The organism is Xenorhabdus doucetiae (assembly GCF_000968195.1).
In the GTDB taxonomy this organism is placed as follows: Bacteria; Pseudomonadota; Gammaproteobacteria; order Enterobacterales; family Enterobacteriaceae; genus Xenorhabdus; species Xenorhabdus doucetiae.
Window position 1 is genome coordinate 3,045,989 of the sequence record NZ_FO704550.1, and the last position, 25,859, is coordinate 3,071,847.

Consider the following 25,859-nt stretch of genomic DNA (forward strand, 5'->3'; position numbering starts at 1 on the left):
TATTTCCTTATAATGAAGCACCGTAAGTGACATTCGGTGCGGTATTTTCCTTGAGGCTGGCATGGTCACAGACGGCAACGCCCGCGATATGGCCGACTCTTAACAATAACGGCTGGGTCGGCATGGCAGCGGCATAACAGCAATAGTCTGCCCCCACGCTGCCTGCCCGCATCAGCAATTGATTTTTGGCGATCACCTCAAAACGGTAGCGGCGGCAGGTGCGGCCATACTGGCGGATGATATTCATCAGCAAATCGGGATTGGCGGCTATCTGGCCGTCGCTGAGGCGCAGGATAATCACATCCCAGTCAATGCCCGGCTGGCGCTCCAGCAATTCGACATAGCCCACGCCCAGCCGATCAAAGATGGCAATGAAACCTGCCACGCTGCCCGCGTCTTTGGCATTGATAAAGGCGTATTTCACCCGCTTGCGAAACAACGGCAGCGGTTCACCGTTAAAGCGCTGGATATCCCGCTGGTACGCCAGCACCGACAACAGCGCCTCTGAACAGGTTTCGGCGTCCAGTTGGGCTAACGGCCACTTTAACCAGTCATACACGCCCAACCAGAATACCCGCGCCGCCTGCAATAACTTGGCGGGTTCGCCCTTGTTCATCCATGAGGGCAACGCCAGCCGGGCGAGACGTTCCCGGAACTCAGCCATTTTTCACCTCCACCGTGAGCGATTGCAGGCGCGGCACACTCAGTTCACTGAGAATGTCACCCAATGAAAAGGTCAGTGATTCCACCTCGCTGAACTCGCGATGGATCTCCCGTCCCAAGTTGGAAAAGGAAAAACGCGAGTACGGCCACGTTTTCTTCACCGGATAGTCGGTATTTTCCCGAAAGGCGCAGCGGATCAGGTTGCCGGCATCGGTTTTTAATGTGTCTATCTGTTCCTGACTGTAGTTCGCCAGATTCACTACAAACAGCGTTACTGTCAGTACATGATGGGTTTCCGGCATCGGCAGGCACTGCATATCATCCCCGTGCCCGTGATGCCCCTGATTGCTGATGTAATCATTCACCGCATTGATAAACGGCTGGCTAATGACGCCCGAATCCAGCAACAGGTAAGCATTGGCCGTGCCTGCCCCACGGGGCGCATCATGCAAAAAGAAGATGCGGTCAATACTCAAGCCCACGCGGCTGGCTATCATGCCTCGATAAACGGCATCGGTGTGGTAGTTTCCCACCAGGTTATATTGGTTGCGGCAACGGTCACGCAAATCATCATCGGACTCGGCATCCGCGCCGGGCGTTAACAGCCAGCCTTCTTCATTTTGTACCCGCTCAATGCCGGACACTGCCACAGGCAGGAGCCGGAAATAGCCGGATGCCAAGTTAAAGGCACCGCCTGCCAATTCTGCGGCCACAGGCAGCAAGGCACTGGTGACACCTTCGGCTATCACCACGCTTTCCGTGGTGCTGACCCGGTAGATTTCGCCATTAATGCGCTCAGTCTGGACAACCGTTCCGGCAGGCACCATCACCGCCGAGGCTCCCGCCGCCTTGTAGAAACGGATCACCCCCTGCGCGGCGGTTGCCTGCTTGCGTTTCAGGTTGACGCCCCATGCAAACATATCCAGCCATGATCCCGATGCCGTCGCCAGATACATATTTTTCAGGGTGACGTTGATTAACGCCTCTTTCAGCCACAACACCGGGCGCGTCACGAGGGTGTTGACCAGCCGCCAGAACGGGGACATGCGCGAGGTATTGGTGACTAACCCGGCGTCATCCACAACCTTGGTAAAGGCGGCGCTGATATCGGCTTCCGTGGTCGGCATCCCGCTGTCACGCAGTACCTTTTCGTAATCAATCGACGGTTTAGTTTCCATGCCCCACACTCACATTCAGGCGGCCAAAATCATAAGTTTCCGCCGTGATCCATAACTGGGTTGGCGTCTCTTCGTTAATGATGACCGTGCCCGGAATAATCCTTTCGTCATCTTCAACCAAAATTTCTATCTGGGTGCGAATATCCGCGCGCAGGGTCGGGCTGCGCTCTGCGACCAGTTCGGTTGCAAGGCCACTTTCCATAATGGCGTGCACACAATCCTGACCGACAGAAAAGCGATTGTGGCAAAAACGCGGCTCATTCCCGGAGTTCAGGGTAAAGTTGCCCTTGGTTATCAATAAATCAATGTATTTCGGCTCATCCATAAGCCACCTGCTCCCATTCCGTTAATTGTTCCGGTGTGATGCTGCCGTTGACCTTGACGGTCACGTTTTCAATCCGGCGGCTGTTATCAATTGACGTCTGTTTATGACTGTTCAGGTTCTGACTCAGCCCGCCCTTGTTGATGCCTTTCAGTTGCCCGCCTGTAATGATGGACGCCGCCACCTGCTGATTATCCACGGAGGGCTGGACAACCGATTTAGGGGTTGAAACTGCGCCCTCAATGGCCTTGGTTTCAATGTTGATGCCCGGAATATAATTTAACTTCTCGATAATCCAGTTATAGGCTTCCCCGAATGAGGCTTTAATGCTGTCCCATAAGCCACTGAACAGATCACCGACACTGTCCGCCATGCCGGACAAAGTATCCACCAGTGAAAAGCTGCCAACCCAGTTCCACAGCGCATCCCAGCCCTGCCTAATCAACTGCCCGGCACGTTGAAACGCCTGTATCAGCGTGCCAATCACCTGAATCACCAGATTAAACGGCATCATCATCAGGCCAATGGCACCCGCCACAATGCGGCCAAACGAACTGCCCGCCTCAGTCACTCCCTGTAACTCTTCATCAGTGTATTGGATCGGCGACAGTAACTTGGCGAACCAGCCGAACAGGCTTTTAACCCCCTCCCAGACAAACCCCATGGCCGCGCCTATGGCATCAAAAGCCGGTGACAACGGGGCAAGCGAACTGCCCGCCTCGCTGAACCCCTGCATAAACCCTTTAATAAAGGCCTTAATCGGTTGCCAGAATTTAATGACCGCAATCACCAACGCCGCAATCACCGCAATGATCGCCAACACAGGCCATGCCATGGCCGTAAACCCGGCCGCCGTTGCCCAAGAGGCTATCTGGGTCATAACCAGACTGGCGCGCAGGCGCGTTAACAGGCTGGCTAATTTTGTACTGGTTGTTGACATGACGTTCATTTTTCCCGTCAACAGGGAAAACATAAACGCCCCCGTGTTCCACAAGGGAATTAAACCCAGCCAGATAAAGCGGGACACCCCCATGACGATATTGGCTAGCGCCCCTGCGGCGGCAAAGCTCAGGATACCGAGCGAGATATAACCGACCCAACGCGCGATATTAGGAAACAGTTTTAGCCAGCGCACCAGTGTCTGACTGGCATCCGCCATCTGATTGACCAACGGCTTAATCACCGGCAGCAGGGTTGAACCAATGGCAATGCGGATATTCTGCCAAATCGCTTCCAGCCGTTCCCACGGGTTCGCCATCCGTTCGGCCATCTCGCGGGTGCGCTTCATGCCGTCATTGGCACCGAGTGCCGTCATGTTTTTGCGCAGCACATCAACATTGCCGTAAAGCTGTTTAATGACCACGGCGGAATCCCCAAAGGCTTCATCAATCTCTGCCTGTGCTTTCAGGTTCCCTTCAATGCTCTTGCCGTATTTGGCCTGTAGCTTCTCCAGCATTTCCGGCATGGACAGCAATTTGCCCGACGCATTAACGAAACTTAACCCCAGTTTCTTCCCGCCAGCTTCCGCCGTGGTGATAAAGGACTCATACGCCCCGCTGGATTCTGAACCCAGCGAGCGTTGCAATTCCCCCAAGACCGCCAACTGTTCATCAATACCGATACCAAAGTTTGTCCCGGCTGCGCGGGCACCCTCCATCAAATCGGCAATATCGGTCATGGAAGTGCCGAAGGTTTTCGACATCAACACCGCCTTGCCTGCCAACTCTTCGGCAAATTGCAGGTGCCCGACGTCTTTTGCATGGCTGGAGAACTGGGCAAACATCTGCCCCATATACGTGCTGGCATCCTCGGCACTGCTTTTCAGGGCGGCGGCCGTGGTGTTCACGATATGGGTCATCTGCGGCAGGTCATTTTGTGACAGGCTGCCAATGGCCTTGCTGATGGCTGACGCCGATTGCACAAACTCTATCGACGATTTGCCATAGCGGGAACTAAAGGTCATGGCATCTTTCGCCACCTTATCCATTACATTGCTGTCAATTCCCTGCAAGGAGGCGGTTTGCAGTGCTTCTTCCATTTCAATGGCCGGATCAAGAAAGCCCTTGATTGACCAGAACGAAGCGGCCAACCCCGCCCCGCCGATGGCCAGCTTGCCGAAAGCATCCTGTGAGGCCTCGGCAAACCCCGCGACCGACGCTTTGACACTGGCAAGGGGTTTGGTGATTTTATCAATCAGACTTAAGGTAAAATCTAATTCGTTACTCATGCTTCACCCTTAAATGCCAGCGCAATGCCATTGGCGGTTGACACGCGCGTATATTCCCAATAACGGTTATCCAGCCAAATAGCACGGGCTAAACTTTCGGTATTATCCGGCTCATTCGGTAAATAGTGGCGGCGTAATATTAATGCCTGTTCGAATAAGCTATTATCAATCGCCCTGACCCGCGCATTTAGTTTTTTATTTCGATTTCCAATTTAGGCGCATATTCCGAATTCACGCGCTCGACAATCTGCATGGCTGCGCCGGGGATTTGCAGGAGTTCATCCAGCGCCGCTTTTGAGGCAGGCTGCACAATGCGACGTAAATAAGCGACAATGGGAACAATCTTATTATCCATCGTCATATCATTAATCATGCTGTTATAGGCAATAATATTCGGTTCAAAGTTTATTTCTTTTTCGCCGATAATTAAGGTAATGATTTTATTTTCTTTCATTTTGTAATTTCCTTTCTTTTATTAATTTCATCCACTAATTGATTATGCCGGGCGGCACACGTTCCATATAAGGTGGAATACTCCATGATGATATAAACCAAATTATTTCCGGTTGTTCCGGCCAGTTTCGGTAATTTGGCCGGACACCGTGTCAGCAGGTTTTCCTGATAAGGTGCGCTCAATCTGGTCGGCGGTTTGGTTGTACAGCCGGACAAACTCAGGGCTAACGCACACAGCAGTAAAAACAGGCTTAACCACTTCAGTACGAATTTCTCGCGGGGCGGCATGGGTGATCCCCTCTAGTTTTTCTTCCAGTTGGCGGGCGGACGCACTGGAAACCGCTTGCAAGGCGTGGCGGATTTGTTCGCCCGTTTCCGCCGCTGCCCGTGTGATTTCCAGTTCGATGCTGTCACGGTAATAATCATTGACCTGCCAGCCCGCCCCGAACGCCAGCGCCACAACCAAAAAAGAGAGCGGCAGTGCCTTGAACATCATTTCACCCCGTTATGTGCCAGCGAGAAATGATTGCCATCGGGACGTGAGAAACGCCCGCCCCATGTGCCGCCAAGGGATTCCCAATATTCGCCCAGGGGAAGGTAAGCGTCACTGTGGGTCTGGTACTTGCCCTGGATAAACAGATTCAGGTCAAGCGCCAAGCGCTGGGTATGCAAACTGTTGGCAATGCCCGTGCCTTTCTTGGCATTCAGCGCCGCCTGTTCCGGGGTACGGTAGGCTTCACCCAATGTTACCCGATAGCCGCGTTCGTCTGCCCATTCGATCAATTGGGCAACCAGTACCGCAAATAACTGTTGTTTTTCACTTAACGTCATTTTTTTAACTTCCCTGTCAGCAACGCGCTGCCGCGCTTGCGTAACCACACTTCAATTAACTGGTATCCGGCAATCCCCAAGGCGCTGCCTATGCCTGTCACGGCTACCGGGCTAATGCCCGGCCACCAAATCAGCAACGCCCCGGCCATCACCGACACCGCCGACCCCAAGATAATGCGGCCGATAAACAGCCGTAAGGTGATCGGCTCGTTGCCGGTCAGCATTTTGCCCAACGCAATCAGTGCCCCCAATAGCACCAGCGTAACAAACGTTTTTTCATGTTCTTCCATGAACCCCATCCTTACCCTATCAGGCTTTGCGTCAGTTCCGCTTCCAGATAAGGGATGCCATTAATGCGCACAAAGTCGGGTGATGTGACGACAAACTTGACTTTATGGGTCATGACACTGCCGCCTTTCGGGTCAACGTCCAGAATGTCACTGAGGATCAGCTTGCAGCCGTAGGCTTCCACTTTGATCTCTTCCTTGCCTGCCTTGGCGTACCACATCAAATCGACGGGCTGAATGCCCCGCCATGATCCCGCCGCCCGCGCCTTGGCGGTCACAATCTCCAAGTATTTGGTACTGAGTTCAATTTCCCCCTCAGCGGCCACATCCCCGGCGATATAACCATCCGGCACGCCCTGCGTTTGCGCGGCGGCGGTGTTGTCGGTAATGGACAGGTTGACCTTTTCGGCATGAACCAGATCCCCGTCCATATTAAAATCAATCGACTGCCCTGAAATACGCTGGCTCATGCGGTTTTCTCCAGTTGGCTGTCCAGCAACAGACTGACTGATATGCCTTTCGGGCATTCGTAAGTGCGGATCGTGATATAAATTTCCACCGTGTTTTTATTGCGCCATGTGATCACGACGTCGCCGTCTTTCGGCGATTTCACTTCGCCCGGAAAGGTCACGCCGTTAATCTCGCTACTGCGCGACATCTCACGCAAGGTACGGGCAAAGTAAGCCTGATGCGTGGCGATGCTGCCCGGTGTGCTGTTCAGGCTGCGATCGGCAATTTTGGCAATCGCCTGCAAACGCACACGCCGCGCGACCTTATCGACAATGCGCAAATTTTCGATGCTCTGGTAGTCGCCCCCTTCCACATCCAGCGTGCGGCCATCCGACCAGTACATGCCGTCATAATCGGGGTACCACATCGGTACACTGAAACGCAGTTTTTCCAGTGCTTGCAGGGTCGCTAAATCAATGGTTTTGCCTGTGCCATCCAGCGGAAAATCAGCCCTGCCCAAATCCATCAGGGCACCTGTCTGCACCCGCGCCGGGCTGTCGGCCACGGTGACGGCACGATTACACAACCGCCCGGCCAGTACGCCCGCCTCATTGCCCCACAGACACGGCACCAGTTGCACTGATGCCACGGCCTCGCCCTTTTGCAGTTCGGCCAAGCGGGTGACGTAATCCGCCCACGCCTCCTTGGACTGCGGCGCATCCACGGCCAGAATTGCCCACTGCCAACGGCCAAATTTAGCAATCGTATTGGCGCGCAGGGTCTGGGCAGCCTTGATAATGTCTTTACTGGCACCGAGGGTCAGCACATAGCCCTCAACACTGGCGACGGGTTGCGCCGCCGTCACCGCCTCGACAAAAGCCAGCCCGTCCGCCGCTTCGGGCAGGATATGCACATAACCCGACCAGTTTTGCCCGGCGTTGGCCATTGCCGCCAGTACATGACGTTTCAGCGCGGTTTGTGCCGTGCCCAGCACGGCGTCAAAGTCGGTCTGGGTATTGACGGCAATGGTCTTGCCCACGTTGGTCTTGCCTGCCCCTAAGAACAGCAAGACCCGTTCTATTTCCTTGGTTTCGCCTTGCAGTTGGTTAACCTGGTTAACCTGAACATGTGGCCACATAATCTAATCCCTTATCAGGCGCTAAGCGCCGTATCCAATGCCTTGCAACTGGCGCGCCAGCGCTTTGCTGAATTCTTCTTCGTTCATGCCTAAGAACGCACGGGAAGGAATGGTAATTTCCCATTTGCTTTTAGTTTCTTCACCGCCCAATACGCGGATCAGGGTTCCGGCCTGAATGAATTTCATATTGGCGGTAATTTCCTTGATCGCAGGTTTGCGCCAACGTTTACCTTTTTTAACTTTATAACCTACGGTGCGCAGTTTCTTTGCCTGCTTGATCGTCGCCATCCGCTCACGGTCAACGTTTTTTTTCACCTGTTGCCGGGTAATTTGAAAACGCATCCCATTTTGCTGGGCATAGCCTACAACCCCCGCTGGCACTGGCTGCTTGCCGTTCCGGTAATGCCCGCCTTGCAGATAAATGCGCACAGCGTCAATTTCCGGCATTTCCCGAATATGCAAAAGTTTCGGCATATTCCTGAGCATCTTCTGGCGGCGCGGGCTTTTTCTGGCAGGCCAGCTTTCGCCGTCCGGTGATTGTTGATTGCGTATATGACGTTTCGCAGAATCAATCAGTCCATATTTCGCCATGCGCCATAACAAGCGTTGCCGTTTTTGCGGCGGCAGGTCAAAACGGCTTAAGGCGTCCTGCATTTCCTTAAGCTGGTTGCGGTTTAACTGGCCGTGGATCATGCCCTGTTCCCAATTGCTGCCCCGGTTTCGTCCACACTGTGCACCGCGCCTTGTTCCGCAAACCACACCTCAGCCTCAGCCAGTGACCAGCGCTTGCCGTCAAACGGGATCATGCCCTTGGGGTCTTCCCGTATCACCACAGGTTCCGCCAATGACAGCGACACCACGACAACCGCCGTCTCGCCATCCACTTCCACCGTTAAGGTCGGCCGTTCCTGCTCAACATTGGCATTACTGAGGCTATCCCCCTGCTCAGTCAGCCAGATATCAATCAACAGCGGAATATTGCGCGGATCACACTCCCGATAGGGGAAACGCCCCCACGCAATCACCGCTTCATATTGCTGGACAAACATCTGGTATTGCCCCAGCCCGAGATCCCGTTGCGCCGGAATAAAGCGGATTTCATCCATTTCGCTGGTAAATTCCGTCTCACAAATCCTTTCCGGCAGGTTTTCCCGCAAAAAGGTCGTTAATTGCTGTAATTGGCTCATATTGAACACACCGTGACACGTCCATGTCCTTTCATATTGCGCAGCACCATTGAGGCTTCGGCCAGCAGCCGATTGCGCACTTCCGGGCTTTCCTGTCCCGGATTGGGGGCACGGCTGACCAGTGACGTATATTCCCCCAGTAAATCGGCCTTTGCCCGCGCATAAACCGCTTTTTTATACTGGCTGACCAACGCGGTGCTGCCATTAATGGTAATGCCCGGCACGTTGGCCGCTGTCCGGTAGCCCTTGGCCTGCAAGCGCGATTTCAGGCGTTGCAGGTCAAGGTTGATTTCGGCCACCGTTGCCAGCAGCGCATTGGCCAGCATGTCATTATCCAGATCAGCAGGCAGCTTGCGGTTAACCTGAAATTCCCGCAAATTCAAATCCGGCCAAAAGCCGTCATTGGTCAGCGGGGCGTCCCGGTAATCCACGGTATTGCCATTAAACATCGTGCCTCTCCTGAGAAAAAAAGCGGGCTGTCCGGTTTCCACGGCCATCTGCAACCACGTTGCGATGCCTCCACCGCGCCCGCTCCGGCTTGCGGTAGTCGTTGTTATTCCATGGATAATGCCCGTATACGGGCGGCAATCCGTTGCCGATAGGTTTTAACCCCGGATTTGGGATTACACTGATGGGCTTTGGTCAGCCAGTTATCGGCCTGCTCCAGCACATCCAGTTTCTCCACCGAACTTGCCTTAATTTCGGCGTTATCCCCTTTCAGCAGGTTTAAGGCAGCAAATTTGTAGTATTTGGCCTTGATTTTCTCGTGAACTTGCCATTTTTCAGTGACATTCTGAAATGTCCTTGAAAAATAGGGTTCCACCGGGTTACCCGCTTCGGCTTCCGCCTGTGACCAGAGTAAAACGGTGTCGGCCACAAACGCCGGAAAGCCACTGCGAAAATGGTCGGGGGTGAGCTGTCCTTGCTCAATGGCCATATCTGCCCAATCCAATCCGTGGGCAAACTCCCCGATATCAAACAACCAAATCACGCAGTAAACAAAAATCGGGTTGCAGTACACCTCGCCTTCATCCAGATAGCGTTGTGCCGTGGGGAGATAATTGGGCAGCAGTTCCCGCCGTTTCATCTCCACCCGTTCCGCCGTTGTCGTTAACTGGCGCAACCGCTTGACATCCTGCTCAATGGCACGGGCTTGCAGGTGCTGGCTGGCACCGTCCGCAATGGCAACCGCTTGTTGCCGTGCCAGTTTCTGGCGCAGTTCAACCGCTGCCCGGTGTCGTTGGGCAGGTGACAGCATTAGTCTGTACCCGTTTTTTCAGCCGGTTCGGCCACTTTGCCAATCGTGACGGCGTTCTCATCATAGGCCGCGTACAATTCCGGCGTTTCAATCGCGTAGCCCTCATTACGCAGGTACTTGTTTTCGAACTGTTTGCGGTCGTCCACAAATTCCGCCTTGCGCTGACGGGTATTGCGCTGGGTCAGAATTTGCAGGTTTGGCAACATGGTGACCACCATGCGCTTGCCCGGCATAAACGGCGGCACCATCGCCGGACGGCCAGCAATCGAGCTGCCCAGCATCTGCGCGGCAATTTTTTCTGTCGGTTTATCCGCAGCCTGATAAAGCCGGTACTGCTCCGCTGCCACTAAATCCGCGCCGACCAGTACCACCAAACGCGGGTCATGGCGGAACTGTTGCGGAATACAGGTATTAACCAGGTCGGACGCCATCGCATCCAGCGAGTTAAAATCGCCGTGTTCATCCAGTTTCACTGACGTAGTGATCACCTGCTTGCCGCCGTTCCAGTCCTTGGCAATTTGGTGCCAGCCTTTATTGACATCTTCCCCGTTCGGGTTCTCGTCGGGGTTGGTTGTCTCCGCCACACGCTGGCCGTTAAAGCCGACGCGAAGCATATCGAGCGCAAAAGATTCATTGGTAAACGCCTGCATACGCTGGAAAAACTCTTCTTCACTGCCGGAATTCGCCCAGATGGACAACAAGTCCCATTTCAGCGCGGCACCGGAATCGGTTTCCTGCAACTTATATTCATTGCCGTCAACACCCGTTGCACGGATAAAGCGGCCATCTTTCTTGCGCCCCGTAAAGAGGCCGGGGTTGCCCACCGACACCACTTGGCCGGACAGGTGATCCACATCCGCACAGGTGATCATGCTGAGGAACTCGACCGACTCCAGCAGCGCACTGCGCAGGGCGGTTTCTTTAGGGTCGCTCAGCGCAAAGTAACGCGCTGTGTCCTCAACGCCATAGGATTCGGCCAAGCCCGCTGAATATTGCTGTAAAAAGGCTCGTGCCCGTTTATTTAATTGCATCGCTCTTCCCTTTGCTTTTTCCCGTCAGGGATCACAGAAATTTAAACTGCTTGTTTTTGTTGCCTTTCGGGTTTTTAGACGGCACACGGGTTGCCAGCGTGTCCAGCTTGTTGAAGTTTTTCACAATCTTTGACAGGTTATCGCGCAGGAGTGCAAAATCTTCGGTATCAACCACTTCTTTAACGGTTTCGACATCTTCCTGTACTTCTTCCACGACCTGTTCAGTGGATGCCAGTTGGCTTTCAACGGCGGTCATGCGCTTATCCATCTCGGCCAGTGCCTCAGCGATGGCCTGCAACGCATCATCACCCGTGGTTTCGGCCGGGGTTTCTTCCGGTTCTTCAACGTTAAAAAAACTTCTCCATCCTTTTTTGGCCTTTGCCATCTTGCTTTCCTTAATCTGTTTAACTTCGTCAATCACCAGCGGCTTATAGGTGCCTGACCGATGAGATTTTTTCTTTTTACTAAACTGTAGGCGGGTTGTGCCTACACTCGCTGGCGAACTTGTCACTGCCAGCCCTTGCAGATAGGTTTTGCCTGTGCCGCGCCCAGTTACCATCGGGCGTAAACTCCACGGAGGTAAACAGCAGTTGCCCGTCCCGGTTGGCGTCCAACAAACGGTGATTGGGTCGCAATTGCGCATAAAGACGCAAAGCCCCGTCCTCACCGCGTTCGGCCTTGACCGCGAGCACTTCACCCATTGGCCCCATCCAGCGTTCATGTTCCGGCCAAATCAGGGCGGTATACAGTTGAGGGTCATAAAGCTCGGCCGCATCCAGAATCCATTGTGGTTCCATATCCCGGCCATCAACCGTGTCGCCCTCCATGGCAATACATATCCAGTTAGTCATTAACTGAGACATATCGCATCCTTTTCGTTTGCTTCCCACACAGTATTGCGAATTCCATCGGCGGCCGCGAGGGGCGCAATTCGGATGAATTCGGATATCCCGCATAACCGAATCAAACCGAATTTGGCCGGACGAAAGCAAGGTATTCGCCCTGCATAATAAAGTGACTCAAGACAAGGATGCTTAAGGCATGGCTAAATATTCGGATGAATTAATCAAAGTGGCAAAGTCGCTCTACCTGCGCCGCTATACCCCGGCAGAGATTGCCGAAGAACTCAACCTGCCCAATCGGCGGATCATTTACTACTGGGCGGAAAAAGGGTGCTGGGCGGATATGCTCAGCCATGAAAGTGTGATTGAGGCAGTCAACCGCCGTATTGCCCTGCTCAGTGAACGTAATAATAAAAATGCGCTGGAGCTGGACGAACTCGACCGCCTGATTGCCCATCATGTGAAATTGATGGCACAGGAGAATAAGCACCAAGAAAAGCTGGCTGAAATTAAGGTTCAGTCACAATCGGGCGGTGACGATGTGCCATCCGGTGACGGTGAGCCGAAGAAAAAGAAACGCCAGCGTAAAAATGATATTTCAGCGCTGACGGAAGAAGACTTCCAGACCTTTGTTGATGGCAATCTGTTTGGCTATCAGAAACACCTGCGCAACAACAAGCATAAGCAAATACGCAATATTTTAAAATCGCGCCAAATTGGGGCAACCTGGTATTTTGCGTTTGAAGCTTTGGAAGATGCGGTACTAACGGGTAATCCGCAAATATTTATGTCCGCCTCCAAACCGCAGGCAGAAGTCTTCCGCTCCTATATTGTCAATTTTGCCGAGCAATTCTTTGGTGTAACACTGACGGGTAACCCAATACGCTTAAGCAATGGGGCTGAACTGCGTTTCTTATCCACCAATAAGAACACCGCGCAATCTTACAACGGTCATTTATATTGTGATGAATACTTTTGGATACCTGATTTTAAGCACCTGAATGAAGTGGCTTCCGCAATGGCGACTATTGAGCAATGGCGTACCACTTATTTTTCAACCCCCAGTGCTAAAACGCATTCCGCCTACCCGTTCTGGACAGGTGATACATGGCGCGGCAACGATGCCAAACGTAAGAATGTGGCCTTTCCTGCTTTTGATGAATACCGCGATGGCGGACGCGATTGCCCTGATAGCCAGTGGCGTTATGTCATCACCATGGCCGATGCTATCAAAGGTGGGTATAACCTTGCCAATATCGACCGTCTACGCAACAAGTATAATGCTGACACCTTTAACATGCTCTATATGTGCGTATTTGTTGATAGCGGCGCATCGGTCTTTAAATATCACCAACTGGAAAAATGCGGGGTTGAAGTCAGGCTGTGGGAAGACCACGCCCCCAACGCCCCGCGCCCCTTTGGTGAGCGTGAAGTCTGGGGCGGCTTCGACCCGGCACGCTCCGGTGATACCTCCACCTTTGTGATTGTCGCCCCGCCGCTGATGGCAGGCGAAGCCTTTCGGGTGCTCGCCACGTTCTACTGGCAAGGCATGAACTGGAAGCATCAGGCGAAGCTGATTGAAGAGTTGTTCAAGCGTTATCGCTTTACCCATATCGGCATTGATACCACGGGGATTGGGCACGGGGTCTATGAGATGGTACAGGACTTCGCCCCACGCCAGACGCAGGCTATCCACTACAGCCAGCAGAGCAAAAATCAACTGGTAATGAAGATGATCGATGTGGTCAGTGAAGAACGCCTGGAATGGGATCAGGAACAAAAAGAAATCCTGGCCTCATTTCTGGCTATCCGGCACACCACCACGGGCAAAGGCGGTGCCATGACCTTTGTGGCCGACCGTTCACAGGAAACCGGGCACGCTGACGTGTTCTGGGCTATCGCCCACGCCCTGATGAACGAACCGTTAAATTACGAGAAGAAACGCAAGTCTAAATATCAATTCCAAAAGGCCGCATAATGAGCAAGAAGACGTTAAGGAAGACCGCCAAGGCAAAACAGCCCCAACCACAGCAACGGAAAATGAGCCTGATCACGCTGGGCAAGCCGGAGCCGATACTGACGACCCAGACCGATTACCAGAAAATCTGGTATGACAATGATTATGACCATTACACGCTGCCGATTGACCGTTTGGCACTGGCGCAACTGACCAATATGAACGGGCAGCATGGCGGCGTGCTCTATGCCCGCCACAATATGATTGCCTCCGATTACCTCGGCGGCGGCCTGAGCCATGAACAATTCAAGGCGGCCATGATGAACTTCCTGATTTTCGGCGATGTGGCCATCCTGAAAGTGTGCAACTTCTGGGGCGATGTGGCGAGACTGGACGTGTTGCCCTCGCTCTACCTGCGGCGCCGTAAGGACGGGGATTTTGTGGTCTTGCAGGAGGGTGAACCGTTGGTTTACACCCCGGACGAGGTTATTTTTATCAAGCAATATGATCCCCAGCAACAGGTTTACGGCCTGCCGGATTATATCGGCGGTATCCATGCTGCCTTGCTGAACTCGGAAGCCACCATATTCCGCCGCCGCTATTACCACAATGGTGCCCACACGGGCGGTATCATCTACACCAACGACCCGAATATCTCCGATGAAACCGAGGAAGAAATTATCTGGAAACTGCAACAAAGCAAGGGGATCGGCAATTTTGACACCCTGTTTGTGAATATTCCCAATGGCGACCCGGACGGCATCAAGTTTATTCCGGTCGGGGATATTTCCGCCAATGATGAGTTTGCCAATGTGAAAAGCATCAGTTCACAGGATGTGCTGACCGCCCACCGATTCCCGGCCGGACTGGCGGGCATTATCCCGACCAATGTCGGCGGGTTGGGTGACCCGGAAAAAGCCCGTGATGCCTATCGCAAGGATGAAGTCATTCCCGTGCAAAATATGTTCATGAATGCGATAAACCGCCGCGATGTGCCAGAAATATTACACCTTCATTTCAAACAAGATAACGCAAGTTCGGGTGCAGAATGAGCAAGAAAATGGTAAAATCGAAGAAATTCGATACTTTTGGAATGAGGAACATGCGCGTATTAAAAATAACCTGCCCGGAGTGCGGCGCTAAGGCTGTCATTCGCAAAACCAACCGGATGCACCACGAAATTGCAGATATTTATTGTGCCTGTGCGGATGTAGAGTGCGGCCATACGTTTGTGATGAATTTAACCTTTTCACACACTATCAGCCCCAGCGCAAAAACAGGTGATATCCTGTTGCAGACTGTGATCAATAACCTCAATCCGCAACAGCGCCAGATGGCCTTAGATTTGTTGCAGACCTGTGCCGCTTAATGTTAACCGTGAGCCACTATTGAGTGGCTTTTTTTCATTTTCATCAAACTGTTTAATTAATTGAGCAGTCAATTCTGAACACCAAATAAGAGCCTGATGGCACTCCTCATGGCTACATCCTTCTTTAGTAGCCAAGCGCAATAACAAATCAATTCTTTCCAGTGAAATTGACTCAGAAAAAAAATCTACCATATCATCCTCTTAAATCTATACTGCTGTGTTTTTATACAATACATATAAATATAATTAACAACCGAATTAATTTCATTAAGAAATAGTAAGTTATGTGATTAATGTAGTATTTTCAGATATTTCCTGCAAAATACCCGGCGGACGGCCTTTAAGTTCACCCTTATTTTCTTTATTATTCATACTGATACGGGAAATTTTACTTACCCTGTCCAGCAGTGATTTTGTTCTTTCTGTATACGGCGGCTTGGCTTTGACGATTTGGCCAAACATCGATAAACGATAGCGCTGACCTTCTACAGTCGTACTGCTCCCCCTGATTAATGCCTGTGCTAAACCCTCACTAACCTCTAAGTCCTGTAAATTAGCCGATTCCTGCACCCGTTTTACCTGTTCTGGCTGACTGAGCTGGAGCCAACCGTGGTAAAACTCATCCAGACACAGGTCACTTTCTTGTATGGCCTTATCAATTGTACAGTGTGCCACCGTACAGTTATTGACAGAACTCCTAGGCGGTGCGGACGCACCGCTAAAACCCGCCTCCGCTGTCGCTTCGGCCAACTTCGGCACAATCTTCCAGCTCTTCAACCGGGTTAATATCGGCGTATCCATCCCGACAAAAGGCGAGAAAACCCCCTTAATCCGGATCACATCTTCCCCGTGGGCGTTGGTTTCCTGCTCAGTTTCATACCACAGGCGGGCAACCAAATCTTCCCGGCGAACAAAAGGCCCACCCTGTGCATTGATATAATTTGCCCAGTCCCCGTTATCCGCAGCATCATGCACGGCGGCGAACTCCACACTTAAACCCATGGCTGTCTCATGATCGGCCATCCGGCGTAACTCACGGTAAACTGTCACAGGTGCACCACCGACAAATTGAAACTGGCGAATGCGCCAACGCGCCGCCCAGGCACTGGCTGCTATAGCGGCGTCTTTAATGGGGCGGTTGCTTTCATCATCCAGCTCGTCGTCCATCGCGTAGCCATCAATATTCTTAGAAATGTATTTAGCTACATACCCGGTCGCAGACCCCTTTTGCGGATCAATCACCTCAGCATGGAAGCGGGCTTTCATGGCTTTTTCAGTGCGTAATTCGGCACCGTCTTCTTGAAAGGCATAATGGCGCAAAATTTCACGTATCTGCTCAGCTTGTTCGGGGCGCATAAAAAACAGCATATGCCAGTGCGGCGTGCCATCATGATGAGGTTCAGCCACGCGGATGCCAAAGATACGCAAATTATCACGGTGTAATTTAGCCCTGACCTTTGCCCAGACACCGCTTAAATACTTCTGGGTGTCTGCCGGGCTGCTGCCGTTCCACTTGCGGTTGCGGTGTCCGTGGCGGGTTGTGGCGTGATATTTAGAGGGCGCGGTTAACGTGTAGAATTCAGCAACGTAGCCCAGTTCGTTACAGATATTTTCAAAGCCGCGAATGCGTACCATCATTTCAGTACGGCGGATCGCCGGGTTAGCCACACTGCCATAATATTTATCAATCAGGCTGATGCGGTTGCCCTCTTCATCTTCCAGCTCCATGGATTTGATAAATTCTTTGGTACGGTGCTTTTGCTCTTTCCATTCGGCAATGGTCATTTTGCTGGCGTAGATACTGGCTTGCTTGCTGACGCGATTAATGGATATCTGCAAGTGCTCGCGCCACTCGGCCGCCAGACGACGCAAGCGGCCTAACCACCATTTATCCGAAGTCATGCGAGAAATGGCCGCGATAGCCTCGGTTTCAGCAAAAAAGCGGCCTGTCAGCTTATCCCAGTGAGGGGCAGGCTGACGATAGGCTTTAGTAATCGCTGCCGCGCGCAGATATAAAACATGCGCCCTTTTCAGATCGCTTTCTTCTGGCCTTTCACTCGCGACGGCCTCCAACTTCTGAAGGACAAATTGAGCAATATCACTCGACAGTAACTCGATATCTTCCCTTTTCATATCCGGAATGCGGTTAAACCGATCCCGATAAAACGCGTTATCCGCCTCTACTTCTTGGATCTGATAACGCTCGGTCACCAAATTGACGCGGGGTAAGATGCGCTCGACGACTGTTTTAGATAAAAAAGCCTCGGCACGGTAAAGCCCTTGCTCCTTTTCTAAAACACTCGCTTTGTAATGGACATCAAGGCGGACAACTCTGGGCTGATTTTTAAGCTCGCGCAATAAGTCCTGAATATGGGCACGCGCTTTGTGCTCCTTTGCAAGCACGCGGTGCTCTTCTTCCTTCTGGTATTGCTCGGCATAAGTCGGGAACGGCCTTGTTATCGGCTGGATGGTTTTATCCCACGGTGTAGAAACGCACGCAGCCAGAGCTGCGCTGTGTGGCATCTCTGGCTGGAATTTGCTGTATTGGCGGCGAGGTTGGGGTTGTGCGCCGCTGTTTTCTGGTACGGGGTTCACTCACAAACCCCGGCAGACACTGAGCGACGTGCATCATATGCGGCAATCACGTGATCAGCAGAATCAAAAAAATGCTCAGGTGTTAATAATGAATATGCATAAACTAACACATTGATTTCATCGCTCGTGTTGATTCTGCTATGAAAATGATGAACGTCATCAATTAGCACAGTGATTCGGCATCCAATATCATCAAGCCAATCCCATCCATCTTCCCGAGAAAGTACGACATAATCCCCTTTTTTAAAGCGGGTAGGAAAATGCTGATTATCAAAAAAGCTTTCAATACCAAAAAAGCTTTCAACACATAGACTTTCACTAACAAAAGAGTTTCTGAATTTTTCTAACGCTTCTAAATTAAAATCGTTACCATTGCCATTTATAACGCCAATACAATCGTATTGATTATTTATGATGATAGAGAAGGATTTTTCATCAAGGTTAACAAAGTGAAGATTAGCCATCTTATATACTCCGATAATGTTTATTAATTAACTCAAAATCATTCTGGCAATCAACACAGCGAGAACAACCAATAACTTCAGTACGGCGTATTTCCGGAATTGCTTCGCCGCAATCTTCACATTCAAACGCTGAACTACTGACAGGACGGTTTACATGCTCTGCGATCCTGCGTTCCAGTACTTTTTCTGCGTGCTGGCAAGCACGATCAATCACATCAAACATAACTCCACTCCTGTGCTTGACGGTTGATGCTTTCGGATTCACTTTGCAGAAGTTCGGCACTGGCGGAATATTCCATTTTGTTTTTCAAAACATACGTTGACAATTTGTCTAAACGGGATGAATACCAATCGGCATAATGCTTGCGTTCATCCTCCCGGACTTGTTTTATTAACTGTTCAATATTTATATTTTCCATTTATTCATTTCCTGTTTTTAGATAAAAAGAATCCCTGACGTGTTGACGCCATTAAAATTAAATCGGTCATTATTGTTATTTAATTGGGCAACGATAACTTACTTGGCAATAATGGACTTGCTGCCCTAATTAAGTTTATTGCCCGTATCAGGCTACACATTTCTTCACGGGTGAATTGATTTAATTCCAACTCATGCCGTTCTGTGGGAATGTAGGCAAGATAGAAAATAGCCGCTAAAAAACGCTTATTATCCGCGTAGTGCGCATTGCGTTTATTGCGCATTTCATCAACAAAGAGCGTCAACTCTTTATTATCAGACGACTTAAAGACTTCCGCTTTGAGTTTAGCGACTGAATTTAAACCATTAACGCGCATTTCAAAGGGCATCTCGACAGCACGTTGTTCTGTTGATTCAAAATGGTATTCGGTGTTCATTTAAACCCCACGAATAAGAAACAAAATAAAATAAGCAACCAGCATGTAATGCTGCTCAGGGTTAAATTTATTTCGCAGTATTTGCGGAATTAACCCGACGAGTTCCAAATCTTGTACTAAACTTCCATTATGGGTATTGAAAAACGCACAGTACGCATTATCAAAGTAAGATTTTTGGGATACTCGGCAATCAATCATTCTAACCCTCCAAAAGTTCTATAGTTGGTCTTACTAACCAACGATGATACGAAAATTGGAATGACCAAGGGCTTCACGAATCTGATCAGTTTTATACATTAAATAGCGCAGGCTTACACGATCCCTATTTCTTTCCTTTTTAAACATATACTTAGCAAGTTTTCCATAATGAATTTTTTGATAAACAGAACCGATAGTAATACCTTCCCATTCTGCAAACTCGGCAGGTGTTGCAATCTCTTTTGGTACACGAATTGAAATATCTATGCTCATAGTTCATCATCTCTAGGTTTAAGCTCGTTTTATGTCGTTTTATGTCGTTTTATCTTACTTTATGAGTTCTAACAAACCGAACTAAAAGACATGTTAGTTACAATAAACAGAACAGTCAACAGGCAAAAAAATGATACAAGTGAAATCAGGTGAGAATACTGGTGGGAAAGAGGCCATCCACAGACTAATAACCGCCTACGGTTTTAAATCTAGGCAACAGCTATGTAATCACCTTGGCATAGCCAAAAGTACCATGGCACACAGATACTCAAATGATAGCTTTCCTGCTGAATGGGTAATTCAGTGCACTCTGGAAACTGGAGTATCTTTGTTATGGTTAACCACCGGGCAAGGGGAACTAAGTTCCAATATTGGTTCAGATAATGGTATTAATCTTTCGAACCAGAACAAAATAAAACACCTTTCTGACCTTGTATCTCCCGAAATTGATAAAGCGACCCTCTCCAATGGTTCACTAATTGATACAGGTAAAGCATTTTTGGATAGTAGCCTACTCTCCTCAGATGTAAGCAATCTTCTACTTGTTAATACCACAGGCGACTCTTACGTGATTGACCGAAGCCAAACACTCCCAGTAAATGGCGTGTGGTTAGTTGATCTTGATGGCATAAAAAACATAGTCAAAATTGTGCGAATCCCCGGTAATAGGATGGTCGTTCACCAAGGCGAATCGTCCTTCGAATGCTCCATTGATGATATTGATATCATTGGACGCGCTGTAAAAGCCATAAAGAGTATCTGATCATGACTATTAGAAAGCAGCCGAATGGAAAGTGGTTATGTGAATGCTATCCGAACGGACGGGATGGAAAGCGTGTGCGTAAGCAGTTTGCGACAAAAGGCGAGGCCACTGCTTTCGAAAACTTCACCATGGAAGAGGTAAATAAAAAACCATGGCTGGGTGAAAAGGAAGATAGGCGGCATTTGTCAGAAGTGATTGAGCAATGGCATTCACTCTACGGACAGACGCTGGCTGACCCCAAGCGGCTAATGGCGAAACTAAACATTATCTGTAACGGGCTGGGTGATCCCGTTGCCTCAGAGCTAACGGCTGGCGATTTCACCAAATACCGTGAAGCCCGGTTAAAAGGAGAGGTCAAAAATGAAGAAGGTACGCTGATGTCGCCAGTTAAGCCCCGGACAGTGAACCTTGAACAACGTAATCTATCCTCTGTTTTTGGTACTCTGAAAAAGTTAGGCCACTGGTCGGCACCCAATCCCCTTGCTGGTCTGCCAACATTTAAAATCGCAGAGGGTGAACTTGCGTTCTTAGCGCCGGAAGAAATTAAACGCCTGCTGGATGCCTGCGCTGATTCCCAAAGCTCTAGCCTGTTAATGATTGCAAAAGTTTGCTTAGCTACCGGGGCGCGCTGGAGCGAAGCCGAAAACCTACAGGGTCATCAAATATCAAAGTACCGAATTACCTACACAAAAACTAAAGGCAAGAAAAACAGAACCGTTCCGATATCTCAGGACATGTACGAGGAACTCCCCAAAAACAGGGGAAAACTCTTCACCCCTTGCAGAAAAGCCTTTGAACGTGCAGTTAAACGAGCCGGGATTGACCTACCGGAAGGGCAATGCACTCATGTTCTGCGCCATACTTTCGCCAGCCACTTTATGATGAACGGCGGAAACATATTGGTATTGAGGGATATTTTAGGTCACGCAGACATTAAAATGACCATGATTTACGCTCACTTTGCGCCCGATCACTTGGAAGATGCAGTGACAAAAAACCCACTTCACAATCTCAATTGGAACCGCTAATTTATGGCGGCACTTTGGCGACAAAGAGATAAAAGCGCATAAAACTAGATAAAACCAGATAAAACTAACCACATGAAAAATAAAATAAACTATTGTTTTTAATATTATTAAAATAGTATGTAGGAATTTCGGACGCGGGTTCAACTCCCGCCAGCTCCACCAAATTTGGTAGGACAGTGTCAGGACAACAACTTGAAAAACAGTAAGTTAGCAAAGTTGAGTGGTCACTGTCATGACAGTAAATGGACTTAAAAAGATACGCAAAAGATACGCGGCTCTTTCTTCCAGACACCTCAGATTTCCCCCTCTGAGGTGTTTTTATTTATAACGAATATGTTTCTATTTGTAACAAAGTGTAACAAGAATACGTACCATTTTTACCCGTTCTGGGTCTTGTTTACCCTTCCGATCACCTCCCCTAAAACCGATATTGAAGAACGGGCATCATAATAAAGCCTGAAAAATCCACGGCCGAAATTCATCTCCGAAACATTCCATTTCTGTGCATATAAACAGTGGCTTTAAGTATTCAAATTTTTTGATGGTATTTGGCAATCAGGTGTGATTTTGCTAAAGAAATTGAGATCAGTTCCAAGGAAGGATGGTAATCACTATAAGGCAGAAACCTGCCCTTTTACATACGGGATTTTCCCGTATCTATAGCTGCCCCCCTCAAATTGACCTCTCCAAATTGCTCAGTGTTTAATCGCTCCGTTTGAAACGGAGGCAGTGAGTTAAAAGACGAAAAATCTCGTCCTTGGGTAAGTCGTTGATTTTGCGAAATTCTGTCACTGTGCCAGAGATGAATGGAATCAATAGCTTATAACAAAACCCATTCTATCTATTTTATTTTTATGATTAATTTCCTTTAAAGCATTTCCATCGCATTGAGATTACTGTTAATTGAACTTAATCACGAAATGATAATTTTACCAATGTTATTTTCCCATCTGTTATTAATGTGAAGCAACTAAAAGTCTAACTACAAGAGGTAACGTATTATGAAGTTTGATGAATGGTTAGAAAAAATGCAGAGGCGGAATAAAGAGAAGGAGAGCAAAGGGAAGCTATATGGTGATCAGTGGGTAGCTGACAGGCTAAAAAAATATAAAGAAAGCGATGAAGAGGATGATCCTAATGAAAAACTTGAAATTCTTCTATCAAGTAGATTTAACATGATAAAAAATCCACTTCCAGTACAGAAAAATAAAGCATTACAAGCCCCTGCTGGAGAGGAATTATTTTATATTTTGAAAAAATTAGATGGTAAATACATTTTATCCCATGAGACTAAGGCTCCCCAAATAGCTGATGGCCAATGTATCTTTGTTGTTACTCAATGGGATCCCTGTAATGTACGCTGCGCTAGAAGTGCTAGAGATCCCAATTATCATGGAAATGACGTAGTTGAAGGGCACACTTCAATAAGCCATAGAGCCTCGGTAATTTTTGCAGGAACTTTACTGTTTAGTCAGGGTGAATTGACTTGTTGGACAAATGCCAGCGGACATTACCGCCCTCCAGCGGAGCAAAGATACTTATTGGGACCTTATATTAGGCGCATATTACTGCCTGATGAAAAATTTAGTCGCACATTATTTGCTGGACATTAGCTAACATTGACTTTTTGTTACCTCTCAGAAAGATTGATGGCCCTGATAACTCATAGCAACCCGCATAAAGTGCGGGTTGCTATGAGTTATTGACCCTGTTTACGATTCTGTTGTAAGGGCTGCGCGCCCCTATTCCTCCCCGGATGATGCTTGTTCCTGGTTCCACACTGAATCAGCCGGCATTTGAACACGGACGTCTAAGCGACAACCTTCCGAGATGTCACACAGTTCGCCATCAGCATAGTAGACCTTCTCACCGTCTATACCAATCTAACTTGAAGATGCAGGTTTTAAAATCTGAAAGTTGTCAGTCAGTCTAGTCGTGAGTTCTTTCGCTTTTTCTGGCAAAGTGACATGAAAAAAGTGACGAAGGGTTTCACGGAATGTCTTCGCATCCGGAAAATAAACATTGTTACGTACTTGCTCATTCATATACTTCCACAATCGCTCTATTGGATTGAGGTTTGGGCTGTAAGGCGGTAGGTAATGCAGTTCAATATTAAGGACATATGCCACCTCTTTCACCAATTCTGCCCGGTGGTAACCCGCCCCATCCAGAATAATATGAATTTTTTGCGAAAGTGGGTAAGTTTCTCTAATAGCGCCGAAAAAATACGCGATATTTTCGGCATTGATACTCGGGTATTCACGGATCACGGTGTCTTCAATTCGTTGTAAATTGAGGGCGCCCAGAAGATTGAGACGGGTACGACTGCCGGTGGTTTCGACCACTTTTACCTGATTTTTCCCCGCTTTCATCCAACCATAGCTGAGCTTTGTGGACTGCGAAGGATGCACCGCATCAATAAATAGGATAGGTTCATTCTGACCTGCCCGGTCTTTCAGAGACTGGTAGTCATCAATAAATTGTTGCTGCTTATCCGCATCGAATTTATGAGGAACGCCCTTTGGCTTTTTGTAGCTGAAACCTTGTCGGTGAAGCCATTTCGTCATGCCTCCCACGCTGAAAGACACCTGCCAACGAGCTCGTACATAATCCACAATTTGAGCGGTCGTATGCAGCAAATTTGCCGTCAAATAATCAACCAGATCGGCGGTTTGTTTGGCAGAGAGATGGCTTTCAGAACCGCCATTTTCGGGGGTGAGTTTTTCGTGCGCGATGAAATCTTTTAGGTGACGGCTTACCGTAGTTTCATGAATACGTAAGGCCTGAGCAATCATCTGAGCTGTCCAGCCCTCTGACGCCAAAAGCACGGCCTTGATGCGATCACAGACTCGACTATCACGAGTGGTATCATGCATCAATTCGAGGGCACGTTTTTGTTCTGGTGTCAGATGAATTTTCATGATTGCAAGCATGATCGGGTTTGGATAAGAAATCAAGCATCTTCAATGGCGATTGGTATATAATGAATTTGATGGAACCGCTCAGGCAAGTGCGCGTGTTGACGGTGAAATGTCTCAATCGTGATGCTGCCATCCTTGTGCACCTTATCATCAATGTAGATGAGTTCAAGGCCGTTGTTGTTCTTCGGTGAGGTATACCGCCATGTACACCCCACGCTCCGTCTGCGTTATAGCCGAGGACGCCGGAGACTTGATAGTGACCAGTGCCGAGTTTAGCAACGGTTGCACCTTCGGATTCATCGTTAGTAGTAAAGGTGCCATCGGGGTGAATTTGGATAATGGGGGAGGATGCCCTGAGAAAACCGTTTCCGTCTTTGGTGGTGTTTCCGGTGCTCCACACCTCGCTCCATTTGCTCCACCGATTATTTTGTCGATAGCGGCTCGCTATTCCTAAATCATCCACCTGAATCTGGGCAATCATCCCTGTTCCATCACCACCAGTACGCGTCATCACCATAATAGGCGCATATTTATTGTAGAAATTTATAGCTTGGGCACCATGTCCAGAATACCAACCTGATGCTGATAGCGCATTTGCATCCATCGCGGGAGATGTCCCCGGAGAACCCACTACTAGTGTCCCCACGCCATAATCTCCAATTTTCAGCGTTCCCGATAAACCAATGGATTTCAGAATTTTTTCCCTCAGCGGGCAACGAATTTCAACTTGACCCGAGTTATGAGCCAGAAAGTTCTAATCCTGACCCAGATAAAACAGCTACTTTTGCTATTCTACAACGTTACAATCGAGTGAATTTACTTATTCCTGTTGGTGCACCTCATTGTTACCACGCAGCTATGGAAAGTAAGGCATTACGCCTTATTGCCCTCGGCGAGCATTACCGTCAATTATCAGAAAAAGAGTTAATATAAATAACAGCGAAAAGTACTAATCAAGGTAGAGTGTTAGAAAACTTTTGACGTGTTCTAAGCTGGGAAAGGATGGAAATTTCCGGCTTCTAAATTCCCCAGTAGTTCAGTGAAGCCGACTTCTGACATTCCATGCAATCGTCTTCTGAAAATGACACCCGTTGATGGGATATCGGAGTGCTGAGGAAGCCTATCGGTCAATTATAAATTATATCACGGGTTATTACAGCCAACATCGTCCCCATTGGTATAACAATGGATTGACACCAAATGAATCAGAAAGATTATTTTGGGAAAACTCCCATGTGGTGACCAATTTTTATTGACCACAACACGCTGGAAGCTATGAGCGAGGAGCAGACGTTGATGGAGATTCACTTGTGCCAAGCATGAATGTATATATGGGATGCCAGTGCCAGGAACTATAACAGCCCATGGAAGTAGTTCACTAATATGCACAAAATCCATACAGGCTATTGACTGTCTTTGGATTTTTTCATATCGTAACTGACAGGTTCTGCGCAGACCTGTCAGCCTGTAGACAAATCCGCCAACGCGCTTTTTACCCATTCAGCTTTTCAGAGCATATCCTTTTAACTTTGCTCTGTGTTTACAGGCCGCAGAGTATTTGTAAAAGGA

Annotated in this window: 32 protein-coding genes and 2 pseudogenes; 8 read left to right on the forward strand and 26 right to left on the reverse strand. The window is 49.2% G+C overall.

Features of this window, described 5'->3' with window-relative positions:
- Nucleotides 1-7 precede the first annotated feature (7 nt).
- The 17 genes and pseudogenes from XDD1_RS13140 to XDD1_RS13220 form a co-directional block, all read right to left on the reverse strand.
- A complete protein-coding gene (locus tag XDD1_RS13140; protein WP_045971830.1) occupies nt 8-664 on the reverse strand; it encodes a phage tail protein in 657 nt (218 codons plus the stop codon).
- Nucleotides 657-1,841 (reverse strand): baseplate J/gp47 family protein, encoded by a 1,185-nt coding sequence (locus XDD1_RS13145; RefSeq protein WP_045971831.1) that lies wholly within the window; start codon nt 1,839-1,841, stop codon nt 657-659. The genes XDD1_RS13140 and XDD1_RS13145 overlap by 8 nt, the downstream gene beginning before the upstream one ends.
- Nucleotides 1,831-2,166, reverse strand: a complete 336-nt coding sequence (locus tag XDD1_RS13150) for a DUF2590 family protein (RefSeq protein WP_045971832.1) — start codon at nt 2,164-2,166, stop codon at nt 1,831-1,833. The genes XDD1_RS13145 and XDD1_RS13150 overlap by 11 nt, the downstream gene beginning before the upstream one ends.
- Entirely contained in the window at nt 2,159-4,390 is a 2,232-nt protein-coding gene (locus XDD1_RS13155; protein ID WP_045971833.1) for a phage tail tape measure protein, read from the reverse strand. The genes XDD1_RS13150 and XDD1_RS13155 overlap by 8 nt, the downstream gene beginning before the upstream one ends.
- The gene (locus XDD1_RS20410; protein ID WP_408068295.1) at nt 4,387-4,602 is read right to left on the reverse strand and encodes a DUF6890 family protein; all 216 of its coding nucleotides are present in this window, start codon (nt 4,600-4,602) and stop codon (nt 4,387-4,389) included. The genes XDD1_RS13155 and XDD1_RS20410 overlap by 4 nt, the downstream gene beginning before the upstream one ends.
- Nucleotides 4,578-4,844, reverse strand: a complete 267-nt coding sequence (locus tag XDD1_RS13160; protein ID WP_045971834.1) for a putative phage tail assembly chaperone — start codon at nt 4,842-4,844, stop codon at nt 4,578-4,580. Before XDD1_RS13160 ends, XDD1_RS20410 begins: the two co-directional genes overlap by 25 nt.
- Nucleotides 4,845-4,946: 102 nt before the next feature.
- Nucleotides 4,947-5,336: a hypothetical protein gene (locus XDD1_RS13170; RefSeq protein ID WP_045971837.1), complete on the reverse strand. Its 390-nt coding sequence runs from the start codon at nt 5,334-5,336 to the stop codon at nt 4,947-4,949.
- On the reverse strand, nt 5,336-5,674 hold the full coding sequence (locus XDD1_RS13175) for a M15 family metallopeptidase (protein WP_045971839.1): 339 nt from the start codon (nt 5,672-5,674) through the stop codon (nt 5,336-5,338). The genes XDD1_RS13170 and XDD1_RS13175 overlap by 1 nt, the downstream gene beginning before the upstream one ends.
- Nucleotides 5,671-5,964, reverse strand: a complete 294-nt coding sequence (locus tag XDD1_RS13180) for a phage holin family protein (RefSeq protein WP_038268946.1) — start codon at nt 5,962-5,964, stop codon at nt 5,671-5,673. The genes XDD1_RS13175 and XDD1_RS13180 overlap by 4 nt, the downstream gene beginning before the upstream one ends.
- An 11-nt stretch (nt 5,965-5,975) precedes the next feature.
- Complete coding sequence (locus XDD1_RS13185) at nt 5,976-6,431, reverse strand: DUF2597 family protein (RefSeq protein WP_045971842.1); 456 nt, start codon at nt 6,429-6,431, stop codon at nt 5,976-5,978.
- Complete coding sequence (locus tag XDD1_RS13190) at nt 6,428-7,552, reverse strand: DUF2586 domain-containing protein (RefSeq protein ID WP_197541034.1); 1,125 nt, start codon at nt 7,550-7,552, stop codon at nt 6,428-6,430. Before XDD1_RS13190 ends, XDD1_RS13185 begins: the two co-directional genes overlap by 4 nt.
- Nucleotides 7,553-7,570: 18 nt before the next feature.
- Nucleotides 7,571-8,242 carry a phage virion morphogenesis protein gene (locus XDD1_RS13195; protein WP_045971846.1) on the reverse strand — a complete coding sequence of 224 codons (672 nt, stop codon included), beginning with the start codon at nt 8,240-8,242 and terminating at the stop codon, nt 7,571-7,573.
- Nucleotides 8,239-8,736, reverse strand: a complete 498-nt coding sequence (locus XDD1_RS13200) for a phage tail protein (protein WP_045971849.1) — start codon at nt 8,734-8,736, stop codon at nt 8,239-8,241. Before XDD1_RS13200 ends, XDD1_RS13195 begins: the two co-directional genes overlap by 4 nt.
- The gene (locus tag XDD1_RS13205; RefSeq protein ID WP_084721037.1) at nt 8,733-9,185 is read right to left on the reverse strand and encodes a head completion/stabilization protein; all 453 of its coding nucleotides are present in this window, start codon (nt 9,183-9,185) and stop codon (nt 8,733-8,735) included. Before XDD1_RS13205 ends, XDD1_RS13200 begins: the two co-directional genes overlap by 4 nt.
- A 104-nt stretch (nt 9,186-9,289) precedes the next feature.
- Nucleotides 9,290-9,994 (reverse strand): phage terminase small subunit, encoded by a 705-nt coding sequence (gpM, locus tag XDD1_RS13210; protein ID WP_045971851.1) that lies wholly within the window; start codon nt 9,992-9,994, stop codon nt 9,290-9,292.
- A complete protein-coding gene (locus XDD1_RS13215) occupies nt 9,994-11,025 on the reverse strand; it encodes a phage major capsid protein, P2 family (RefSeq protein WP_045971853.1) in 1,032 nt (343 codons plus the stop codon). Before XDD1_RS13215 ends, gpM begins: the two co-directional genes overlap by 1 nt.
- A gap of 31 nt (nt 11,026-11,056) precedes the next feature.
- Nucleotides 11,057-11,888, reverse strand: a pseudogene (locus XDD1_RS13220) (GPO family capsid scaffolding protein).
- Between the two features lie 178 nt (nt 11,889-12,066).
- On the opposite strand from XDD1_RS13220, the gene XDD1_RS13225 reads away from it, so the two are divergent.
- From XDD1_RS13225 to XDD1_RS13235, 3 genes are read left to right on the forward strand one after another with little or no spacing between them, the layout of a single operon-like run.
- The gene (locus XDD1_RS13225) at nt 12,067-13,845 is read left to right on the forward strand and encodes a terminase large subunit domain-containing protein (RefSeq protein ID WP_045971855.1); all 1,779 of its coding nucleotides are present in this window, start codon (nt 12,067-12,069) and stop codon (nt 13,843-13,845) included.
- Entirely contained in the window at nt 13,845-14,876 is a 1,032-nt protein-coding gene (locus XDD1_RS13230; RefSeq protein WP_045971857.1) for a phage portal protein, read from the forward strand. The genes XDD1_RS13225 and XDD1_RS13230 overlap by 1 nt, the downstream gene beginning before the upstream one ends.
- The gene (locus XDD1_RS13235) at nt 14,873-15,193 is read left to right on the forward strand and encodes an ogr/Delta-like zinc finger family protein (protein WP_045971858.1); all 321 of its coding nucleotides are present in this window, start codon (nt 14,873-14,875) and stop codon (nt 15,191-15,193) included. Before XDD1_RS13230 ends, XDD1_RS13235 begins: the two co-directional genes overlap by 4 nt.
- Here the strand turns inward: XDD1_RS13235 and XDD1_RS19460 are convergent.
- The 7 genes from XDD1_RS19460 to XDD1_RS13270 all read right to left on the reverse strand — a co-directional run bounded on the left by XDD1_RS19460 (nt 15,164) and on the right by XDD1_RS13270 (nt 19,578).
- Nucleotides 15,164-15,385, reverse strand: coding sequence for a hypothetical protein (locus XDD1_RS19460; protein WP_071827276.1), 222 nt, complete (start codon nt 15,383-15,385; stop codon nt 15,164-15,166). The two genes, XDD1_RS13235 and XDD1_RS19460, sit on opposite strands and share 30 nt — an antisense overlap.
- A gap of 90 nt (nt 15,386-15,475) precedes the next feature.
- Nucleotides 15,476-17,716: a replication endonuclease gene (locus XDD1_RS13240; protein WP_084721140.1), complete on the reverse strand. Its 2,241-nt coding sequence runs from the start codon at nt 17,714-17,716 to the stop codon at nt 15,476-15,478.
- A gap of 68 nt (nt 17,717-17,784) precedes the next feature.
- On the reverse strand, nt 17,785-18,252 hold the full coding sequence (locus XDD1_RS13245; protein WP_045971860.1) for a hypothetical protein: 468 nt from the start codon (nt 18,250-18,252) through the stop codon (nt 17,785-17,787).
- A 1-nt stretch (nt 18,253) separates the two neighbouring features.
- Nucleotides 18,254-18,475 (reverse strand): TraR/DksA family transcriptional regulator, encoded by a 222-nt coding sequence (locus XDD1_RS13250; RefSeq protein WP_045971862.1) that lies wholly within the window; start codon nt 18,473-18,475, stop codon nt 18,254-18,256.
- Nucleotides 18,468-18,671 (reverse strand): DUF2732 family protein, encoded by a 204-nt coding sequence (locus tag XDD1_RS13255; RefSeq protein WP_045971864.1) that lies wholly within the window; start codon nt 18,669-18,671, stop codon nt 18,468-18,470. Before XDD1_RS13255 ends, XDD1_RS13250 begins: the two co-directional genes overlap by 8 nt.
- A 79-nt stretch (nt 18,672-18,750) precedes the next feature.
- The gene (locus tag XDD1_RS13260; RefSeq protein WP_045971866.1) at nt 18,751-19,107 is read right to left on the reverse strand and encodes a DUF5347 domain-containing protein; all 357 of its coding nucleotides are present in this window, start codon (nt 19,105-19,107) and stop codon (nt 18,751-18,753) included.
- Nucleotides 19,108-19,338: 231 nt separating this feature from the next.
- Nucleotides 19,339-19,578: a hypothetical protein gene (locus XDD1_RS13270; protein WP_045971870.1), complete on the reverse strand. Its 240-nt coding sequence runs from the start codon at nt 19,576-19,578 to the stop codon at nt 19,339-19,341.
- A 130-nt stretch (nt 19,579-19,708) separates the two neighbouring features.
- Here XDD1_RS13270 and XDD1_RS13275 point away from each other — a divergent pair, with 130 nt between their 5' ends.
- The 3 genes from XDD1_RS13275 to XDD1_RS13285 all read left to right on the forward strand — a co-directional run bounded on the left by XDD1_RS13275 (nt 19,709) and on the right by XDD1_RS13285 (nt 22,982).
- Nucleotides 19,709-20,341, forward strand: coding sequence for a phage repressor protein CI (locus XDD1_RS13275; protein ID WP_045971872.1), 633 nt, complete (start codon nt 19,709-19,711; stop codon nt 20,339-20,341).
- 2 nt (nt 20,342-20,343) lie between these two features.
- Nucleotides 20,344-21,369, forward strand: coding sequence for a site-specific integrase (locus tag XDD1_RS13280; protein WP_045971874.1), 1,026 nt, complete (start codon nt 20,344-20,346; stop codon nt 21,367-21,369).
- 1,001 nt (nt 21,370-22,370) lie between these two features.
- Nucleotides 22,371-22,982, forward strand: coding sequence for a hypothetical protein (locus XDD1_RS13285; RefSeq protein WP_045971875.1), 612 nt, complete (start codon nt 22,371-22,373; stop codon nt 22,980-22,982).
- 270 nt (nt 22,983-23,252) lie between these two features.
- Here the strand turns inward: XDD1_RS13285 and XDD1_RS13290 are convergent, their stop codons facing one another.
- Nucleotides 23,253-24,290, reverse strand: a complete 1,038-nt coding sequence (locus tag XDD1_RS13290; RefSeq protein ID WP_045973602.1) for an IS630 family transposase — start codon at nt 24,288-24,290, stop codon at nt 23,253-23,255.
- Entirely contained in the window at nt 24,238-24,894 is a 657-nt protein-coding gene (locus XDD1_RS19465) for a phage tail fiber protein (protein ID WP_156979657.1), read from the reverse strand. The genes XDD1_RS13290 and XDD1_RS19465 overlap by 53 nt, the downstream gene beginning before the upstream one ends.
- A gap of 32 nt (nt 24,895-24,926) precedes the next feature.
- Here XDD1_RS19465 and XDD1_RS19470 point away from each other — a divergent pair, with 32 nt between their 5' ends.
- Both XDD1_RS19470 and XDD1_RS20035 read left to right on the forward strand, forming a co-directional pair.
- On the forward strand, nt 24,927-25,223 hold the full coding sequence (locus XDD1_RS19470) for a hypothetical protein (protein WP_148886143.1): 297 nt from the start codon (nt 24,927-24,929) through the stop codon (nt 25,221-25,223).
- Between the two features lie 155 nt (nt 25,224-25,378).
- Nucleotides 25,379-25,546 (forward strand): annotated as a pseudogene (locus tag XDD1_RS20035) (IS3 family transposase); the annotation flags it as partial.
- Nucleotides 25,547-25,859 lie beyond the last annotated feature (313 nt).

What these genes read in the sequence shown, in the direction of transcription:
- XDD1_RS13215 (WP_045971853.1), bottom strand. Translation starts at nt 11,025, where the DNA reads ATGCAATTAAATAAACGGGCACGAGCCTTTTTACAGCAATATTCAGCG.
- XDD1_RS13270 (WP_045971870.1), bottom strand. Translation starts at nt 19,578, where the DNA reads ATGAGCATAGATATTTCAATTCGTGTACCAAAAGAGATTGCAACACCT.
- gpM (WP_045971851.1), bottom strand. Translation starts at nt 9,994, where the DNA reads ATGCTGTCACCTGCCCAACGACACCGGGCAGCGGTTGAACTGCGCCAG.
- XDD1_RS13150 (WP_045971832.1), bottom strand. Translation starts at nt 2,166, where the DNA reads ATGGATGAGCCGAAATACATTGATTTATTGATAACCAAGGGCAACTTT.
- XDD1_RS13250 (WP_045971862.1), bottom strand. Translation starts at nt 18,475, where the DNA reads ATGTTTGATGTGATTGATCGTGCTTGCCAGCACGCAGAAAAAGTACTG.
- XDD1_RS13230 (WP_045971857.1), top strand. Translation starts at nt 13,845, where the DNA reads ATGAGCAAGAAGACGTTAAGGAAGACCGCCAAGGCAAAACAGCCCCAA.
- XDD1_RS13160 (WP_045971834.1), bottom strand. Translation starts at nt 4,844, where the DNA reads ATGAAAGAAAATAAAATCATTACCTTAATTATCGGCGAAAAAGAAATA.
- XDD1_RS13145 (WP_045971831.1), bottom strand. Translation starts at nt 1,841, where the DNA reads ATGGAAACTAAACCGTCGATTGATTACGAAAAGGTACTGCGTGACAGC.
- XDD1_RS19465 (WP_156979657.1), bottom strand. Translation starts at nt 24,894, where the DNA reads ATGGATGCAAATGCGCTATCAGCATCAGGTTGGTATTCTGGACATGGT.
- XDD1_RS13240 (WP_084721140.1), bottom strand. Translation starts at nt 17,716, where the DNA reads ATGCCACACAGCGCAGCTCTGGCTGCGTGCGTTTCTACACCGTGGGAT.
- XDD1_RS13185 (WP_045971842.1), bottom strand. Translation starts at nt 6,431, where the DNA reads ATGAGCCAGCGTATTTCAGGGCAGTCGATTGATTTTAATATGGACGGG.
- XDD1_RS13280 (WP_045971874.1), top strand. Translation starts at nt 20,344, where the DNA reads ATGACTATTAGAAAGCAGCCGAATGGAAAGTGGTTATGTGAATGCTAT.
- XDD1_RS13290 (WP_045973602.1), bottom strand. Translation starts at nt 24,290, where the DNA reads ATGAAAATTCATCTGACACCAGAACAAAAACGTGCCCTCGAATTGATG.
- XDD1_RS13170 (WP_045971837.1), bottom strand. Translation starts at nt 5,336, where the DNA reads ATGTTCAAGGCACTGCCGCTCTCTTTTTTGGTTGTGGCGCTGGCGTTC.
- XDD1_RS13245 (WP_045971860.1), bottom strand. Translation starts at nt 18,252, where the DNA reads ATGGCTAATCTTCACTTTGTTAACCTTGATGAAAAATCCTTCTCTATC.
- XDD1_RS13200 (WP_045971849.1), bottom strand. Translation starts at nt 8,736, where the DNA reads ATGAGCCAATTACAGCAATTAACGACCTTTTTGCGGGAAAACCTGCCG.
- XDD1_RS19460 (WP_071827276.1), bottom strand. Translation starts at nt 15,385, where the DNA reads ATGGTAGATTTTTTTTCTGAGTCAATTTCACTGGAAAGAATTGATTTG.
- XDD1_RS13205 (WP_084721037.1), bottom strand. Translation starts at nt 9,185, where the DNA reads ATGTTTAATGGCAATACCGTGGATTACCGGGACGCCCCGCTGACCAAT.
- XDD1_RS13195 (WP_045971846.1), bottom strand. Translation starts at nt 8,242, where the DNA reads ATGATCCACGGCCAGTTAAACCGCAACCAGCTTAAGGAAATGCAGGAC.
- XDD1_RS13255 (WP_045971864.1), bottom strand. Translation starts at nt 18,671, where the DNA reads ATGGAAAATATAAATATTGAACAGTTAATAAAACAAGTCCGGGAGGAT.
- XDD1_RS13175 (WP_045971839.1), bottom strand. Translation starts at nt 5,674, where the DNA reads ATGACGTTAAGTGAAAAACAACAGTTATTTGCGGTACTGGTTGCCCAA.
- XDD1_RS13275 (WP_045971872.1), top strand. Translation starts at nt 19,709, where the DNA reads ATGATACAAGTGAAATCAGGTGAGAATACTGGTGGGAAAGAGGCCATC.
- XDD1_RS13155 (WP_045971833.1), bottom strand. Translation starts at nt 4,390, where the DNA reads ATGAGTAACGAATTAGATTTTACCTTAAGTCTGATTGATAAAATCACC.
- XDD1_RS13260 (WP_045971866.1), bottom strand. Translation starts at nt 19,107, where the DNA reads ATGAACACCGAATACCATTTTGAATCAACAGAACAACGTGCTGTCGAG.
- XDD1_RS13285 (WP_045971875.1), top strand. Translation starts at nt 22,371, where the DNA reads ATGAAGTTTGATGAATGGTTAGAAAAAATGCAGAGGCGGAATAAAGAG.
- XDD1_RS13140 (WP_045971830.1), bottom strand. Translation starts at nt 664, where the DNA reads ATGGCTGAGTTCCGGGAACGTCTCGCCCGGCTGGCGTTGCCCTCATGG.
- XDD1_RS13235 (WP_045971858.1), top strand. Translation starts at nt 14,873, where the DNA reads ATGAGCAAGAAAATGGTAAAATCGAAGAAATTCGATACTTTTGGAATG.
- XDD1_RS13180 (WP_038268946.1), bottom strand. Translation starts at nt 5,964, where the DNA reads ATGGAAGAACATGAAAAAACGTTTGTTACGCTGGTGCTATTGGGGGCA.
- XDD1_RS13225 (WP_045971855.1), top strand. Translation starts at nt 12,067, where the DNA reads ATGGCTAAATATTCGGATGAATTAATCAAAGTGGCAAAGTCGCTCTAC.